Here is a 5809-nt window from a genome sequence, read left to right as displayed (position 1 = left end):
ATTAATTGTCTAACTTTTTGGGGTCAGTACATCCTGCTTGGGCGGTATTTTATATTACGATAAATTTAAATACATTGAAAGCCGTCATGAGAAGAAGAACCATCATTAGTCCTAAATAAAGTCTTTCAACTGTTTCATGGGTTAATCTTGCTTGAATCTTCGTTCCAATCCAACCGCCTAGCACAGCAAATATCGCAATTGCTAGAATGATAAAAGATACAGGCTGATAGTTTTCAAAGTCATAAATCACTGTTGTCATCTTCATCATTTGTGCAAAGAAAATCATCACAATCGAATAGGCCGCAGCTTCTTTTGCTTTCATGGAGAAGAAGTACACCAATAAAGCAATATTGAGTGGCCCCCCTCCAATTCCTAAATAGACAGAAATGATTCCAACGCATAATCCAATCGTGATAATGGTTATTAGATTCGAAACCGTTAATGTTTGAATCTTCTCTTTGTTCAGAGTGAATAAAATAATTCCTCCTAATAACACAAATAAAATAATGGATTGAGTGACGCTGACAAATTGATTTCCCATCATTTCAACAGCTTGGAGAAACACAATGTCTCCTATTTTCCCACCGATAATGGAGCCAAATGCCAGTCCAAATACAATGTGTTTATCCACTTGAAAGCCTAATTTACTTCTCTTGTAAATAGAGACTAAGCACATTGTAAAGACCGCAACCGTAGAATACACGCTAATCATACTCGTCGTATCCATTCCCACAACATCAAAGGCAGGTTTGATGATAATCCCACCGCCTAATCCGGTTATGGCTCCAATCATTGTGGCACATAAAACAATGATGCTATAAATAATGAGTTGCATTTATTGCCCTCCGAGCGTTCGAATACATCTAAATCCTAAATGACTCGATGTAGAATCCCAAGGAGAACCATTTCTTGCTGCAACACGGTATCGATTGCAATAAGAACAATGACATAAGAACGAGCCACCTCGAATGGCATACTCTACCTCAAGATTTAGAGGAGCTTCGGCATTTGCCTCAATATCTTCAAAAGGAATCCCGCGATGATTTATGCACCACTCCCATACATTCCCAATCATTTGATATAAGCCGTATCCATTAGGTTCAAAACTCTTTACAGGAGCTGTTCCTAAAAAGCCATCTAATTCACTATTTTGATTTGGAAACTCTCCTTGCCAAGTATTCGCATGGTATTTTCCATCTTGTTCAAGTTCTTCTCCCCATGGATACTGAGTGGTCGTTCCACCACGAGCAGCATATTCCCACTGTGTTTCGGTTGGAAGCCCAGCCCCAGCCCACTCGCAATAAGCCAACGCATCTTTAAGAGATACATGAACAACTGGATGATCTAATATTTCCTCAATCGATGACTCTGGTCCAAAAGGATGCTTCCAACAAGCCCCAGGAACCAACAGCCACCATGGAGAACCCGATACATGAGAATAGTTTTCTCTTTTTTCTGGAGCGACAAGCAAATGAAATACGTAGGAATCTCCGATGAGTTCTGCTGTTGTTTGATAGCCTGTCTCATCGACAAATCGTTTGAACTCTTCATTTGTTACAGTGGTCTCAGCCACTTCAAATGCTTGAACTTCTTTTATCACGCAAGGAGATTCGTGATCTTCAATAAATCCTCTATTTTCAGTATCTCCCATTTGGAAAGTACCTGCTTTTAAAGGAATATAGTTCATGCTACTCTCCTCCTTTTAATGTAGACACAATTTTCTCTAATGGAACTGGGCAAAGTTTGCCTTCTTGAACAAATCCTTCTTCTCGTCCTTCCAAATAACGAGCGAGTTTCACTTTAAATTCGTGAATCAATGAAGTATATTTTTCTTCTGCAATCAGATTCCATTTTTCATTTGGATCTTCCGTCATATGAAATAATTGGAACTCGTTTGTCACAGGGAACCAGATAAATTTCCATTCATCAGTCAAAATATATTGGCTTGAATCAACGCCTAGGCTATGTTCACCGTGGAATTCGTTTCGCCATCCTGCAAATTCACCAAATAATAATTGACGCACACTCTTTCCATCGGTTTGTACGGTATTACCTGTCGCTAACTCGACAAGCGAAGGGAATACGTCCTGAATCTTGATGAGTTGTTTAACACTCTTCTTAGTCCCTGCAATTAAATTACCTGGATCGAAAATGAAAGCAGGAATCTTAATGCTTCCTTGGTATGGATACCCTTTTCTGAATAAATAGTGTTCCCCTAATTGATCCCCGTGATCACTCACAAACCAAAAAATCGTATTTTCTAATAAATCAAACTCTTCCACTGCCGTTAGGAAGCGACTTAATTGATTATCGATATGGGTGATTAACGCATAATACGCAGCAATCATTCGCTTTTGAGCATCTTTAGGAATTTTGCCACGTTTTGCATAGAGACTTGGAATTTTTTCTTCCAATTTTTCCCAGTTCCCAATATGTAAATCTAGGTTTTCATCCAGCTTTTGCATATATAAATCAAAGAAGTATTGAGGAGGATTTAACGGCGCATGAGGTTTCTCAAACGACATCTTCAAGAAAAACGGAACGCTTGGGTCACGTCTCTTCAAGAAGCGAATACTCTCGCTAACAATCCAATTCGTTGGATGATATTTTTCTGGCCAATCAAATGGACGAACATCCCAAGAATTACAGTTTGCTCCATCATCAATGATATCCGCATCGCTTCCAAGTTCTTTTTTAATCCAGTCTAAATAATCACTCGAATGTTCAAATGTTTCCCCATACGCTTTATTGTACTTACGGTCGACATGTAAATACCCATCATGTAAGAGAACATGATCAAATCCTAATCGTTTACGACTTGGATACACATGCATTTTCCCAATACATTCCGTTTGATACCCTAAATCTTTAAAGGTTTGAGGAAGGGTGTTCGTATAGTTCCAAGGAACTTCATCCTCATAGCCTACACGACCATTCGAAGCTTGATCCATCCCTGTTAAAAGGGCTGCTCTTGCCGGTACGCAACTCGGTACGGGAGAATACGCATTTTCAAAGTTATAGCCCATACTAGCCATCATATCTAATGTTGGTGTAACCACTAAATCATCTTCACGGTTTATCGACAATGCATCGGAACGCATTTGGTCCACGACAATTAAGATGACATTTGGTTTCTTATCTTGTCTTACCATTTTTTTATCCTCCATCTATAAAACAAAGTCACTCTTATTATAACAAAAGAGCCTATCCTTCGATAGGCTCTCTTGATGACTTTATTGGTATTTTCTATGACTATCTTGCTTTCTTCCAAGATTTAATGTTCACCAAATAAGATTTCGGTGCAAAACATGCAATTCTCGTCATTTTCTCTACGTTTTCCATAATATAAATTACAAATATGGAATCCTTGATTATAAATATTCTCTAAATTAATCACAGATTGACTACGTTCTTTTTTCTCAACGACTTGATTCGAGATGTGCGTGCTTGAATTCATCGCATCCAGACGATCTTTCAAGTGGTGATTTTCCATAATCAAATTATGATTTTCTTCTATGACCTTTTGTAATTCTAAAGAAATCTGCTCTAACTCATGCAGTTGCAATAATGTTTGTTTCGTTAATTTCTCGATTCGATCATATAACTGTCTATTTGGCATTCACGCACCTCCTCTTTCTTCATTTTGGGATTTGTAAAACCCATTGTTCTAATACGGCCTGAACTCCTACATTGGATTGTATTTTGGAGAGAGCCTTCGTCATTTTTTCGTGTTCTTGAATCCATTGCTTCACACTCAGTTTTCCAGCAATGGTTTTTACGGTTGCTATCTTATCACTTTGAATCAGTTGCCCTTCTAACCCCTGCGCACAAAGAAGTGCATCACGTATATAGAGTTGCAATAACGTTAAAAATTGCTCACTTTCCACTTTAGAAACTAACAGCGGAAGAACTTGCGATTGAATCGTAATAAAAGCCATCGCTCGATTCGTAAAGATACGAACAAACCAATTCCAACTTTCTTGACGGATTTGTCCAAAGCTTTCACTTTCAAGTAATAATAGGGCTTGATCGGCACTATTGGTTAACTGTGATACTAACTGAGCAGTCGAATTAGAGGCCCCTTTTTCCTTTAAAAGGCTATTCACTGTGTCCTCTTGATTGGATTGAAACCTAATAATTTGGCAACGAGATTGAATGGTAATGAGCACTTTGCTCAATTGCTCCGTCAATAAAATAAAGTGAATGTTTCCTGTCGGTTCTTCTAAAAATTTTAGTAAGCTATTGGCAGCACCTGGAGTCAACGTATCTACCGCATGAATTACACAAATAATTGCACTCGATTCCATTGCTGTTTTGGTTAATTGCGACTTTAAGGAACGGATCTGATCTACTTTAATCGTCGTTCCTTCTGGCTCCACAACGATATAATCGGGAAAGTTTCCATGCTCAATTCGCAGACAATGTTCGCAAACCTGACAAGCGCCTTCTCCAACACTTCGATTCGTACAGTTTAGTATTTTAGCAATTTCTTTCGCCATTTCTGATTTTCCAATCCCTTTTGCTCCTTCGAACAAATAGGCATGGCTGAATTGCCCATTATCAATTGTACGAATAAATGCTTCTTGCTTCTTTTTCATCTTAGAAACGTAAGAATGAGTCTACTGGTAAAACAAATACCGTAGCCCCACCTACTCGAACAGAAACTGGTGTAGCAATTGCGCTATCTAACATGCTATCAATATGAACAGGAGGAATTGTCATTTGTTCACGTGATTGGCAGTTTTCTTTAATGATGTCTAATGCTTCATCCACTCTTTCTTCTTCGATACCGATTAGGAAAGTCGTATTTCCTGCACGTAGGAATCCCCCAGTTGTTGATAGACGTGTGGCACGAATATTAGCTTGTGCGAACTCATCTCCTAATAAATGTGCATCTTTATCTTGTACAATAGCAATTAATAATTTCATTTTTCATTCTCCTATCTTGTAAAATAATTTGGGTAACGTTCTACTAACACTTTGAAACACTCATTAACCACTTCTTCAATCGTTTGAGTCGCATCAATGGAAACTATTCTTTCAGGATATTTCTCTAGTAATGCTAAATACCCTTCTCGAACCATCGTATGGAAACTCAATCCTTCTTGGTCTAATCGGTCAAACTGACGATTGCCTCTTGCTTTATGAATTCGCTCTAAACCAACTTCTGCAGGCACATCTAAATACAGTGTCGTACTCGGCGAAAGTCCATCTGTGGCAAATCGATTCAGTTCAGCTACTTCCTCTACTCCAATCCCACGAGCAACCCCTTGATACACTAATGAGCTATCTACAAATCGGTCACAAAATACAATGTTCCCTTTTTCCAAATTCGGTAAAATACGATCTTTTAAGTGCTGACGGCGTCCTGCTGCATATAAAATGGCTTCTGTTCTTTCGTCCATTTCGGTATTATTCACATCCAGAATCACTTTCCGAATATCTTCCGCGATACGACTTCCACCAGGCTCTCTTGTTGAAACGATATCCACTAAGGCATGTTTTTGTAACAAAGGAATCAGTTGATTGATGACGGTTGTTTTCCCAGCACCATCCGGCCCTTCCATTGTAATAAACAATCCTTCCATAGTTATCCTCCATCCCTTTCAATTTCTTCTTTTTATTATACGCTATTTTCCTCTTATAATAAACCAAATTCCCATCAGATTTACCAGATTTCCATCCCACTTTCTTCGCAAGATACAATATTTAAAGACACTGTGATTACGAAGAGGATTTGTTGGGTTCTTATAATAGCAGTGATGGGAATCAGGATCAAAGGTGAATAAATGGGAGTTGGGGATTTATC

Annotated in this window: 7 protein-coding genes; all 7 read right to left on the bottom strand. The window is 38.5% G+C overall.

Annotation, left to right across the window (positions count from 1 at the left end; all coding sequences use genetic code 11):
• Positions 1-49: 49 nt before the first annotated feature.
• The 7 genes from HMPREF3103_RS03170 to tmk all read right to left on the bottom strand — a co-directional run bounded on the left by HMPREF3103_RS03170 (position 50) and on the right by tmk (position 5588).
• Complete coding sequence (locus HMPREF3103_RS03170; protein ID WP_070437180.1) at positions 50-835, bottom strand: sulfite exporter TauE/SafE family protein; 786 nt, start codon at positions 833-835, stop codon at positions 50-52.
• Positions 836-1687: a formylglycine-generating enzyme family protein gene (locus HMPREF3103_RS03165; protein WP_070437179.1), complete on the bottom strand. Its 852-nt coding sequence runs from the start codon at positions 1685-1687 to the stop codon at positions 836-838.
• Between the two features lies 1 nt (position 1688).
• A complete protein-coding gene (locus HMPREF3103_RS03160; RefSeq protein WP_039849197.1) occupies positions 1689-3152 on the bottom strand; it encodes a manganese-dependent arylsulfatase in 1464 nt (487 codons plus the stop codon).
• A 122-nt stretch (positions 3153-3274) separates the two neighbouring features.
• Positions 3275-3619 (bottom strand): DNA replication initiation control protein YabA, encoded by a 345-nt coding sequence (locus HMPREF3103_RS03155; protein WP_005607192.1) that lies wholly within the window; start codon positions 3617-3619, stop codon positions 3275-3277.
• A gap of 19 nt (positions 3620-3638) precedes the next feature.
• Entirely contained in the window at positions 3639-4598 is a 960-nt protein-coding gene (gene holB / locus HMPREF3103_RS03150; RefSeq protein WP_070437178.1) for a DNA polymerase III subunit delta', read from the bottom strand.
• A gap of 1 nt (position 4599) precedes the next feature.
• Positions 4600-4929, bottom strand: a complete 330-nt coding sequence (locus HMPREF3103_RS03145; protein WP_005607194.1) for a cyclic-di-AMP receptor — start codon at positions 4927-4929, stop codon at positions 4600-4602.
• 11 nt (positions 4930-4940) lie between these two features.
• Entirely contained in the window at positions 4941-5588 is a 648-nt protein-coding gene (gene tmk / locus HMPREF3103_RS03140; RefSeq protein WP_070437177.1) for a dTMP kinase, read from the bottom strand.
• Between the last annotated feature and the right edge of the window lie 221 nt (positions 5589-5809).

It is taken from the genome of Granulicatella sp. HMSC30F09, from assembly GCF_001806915.1.
Lineage (GTDB): Bacteria > Bacillota > Bacilli > Lactobacillales > Aerococcaceae > Granulicatella > Granulicatella adiacens.
Note: the sequence above shows the minus strand (reverse complement) of the source record. Positions and strands in the feature narration are given on the sequence as shown.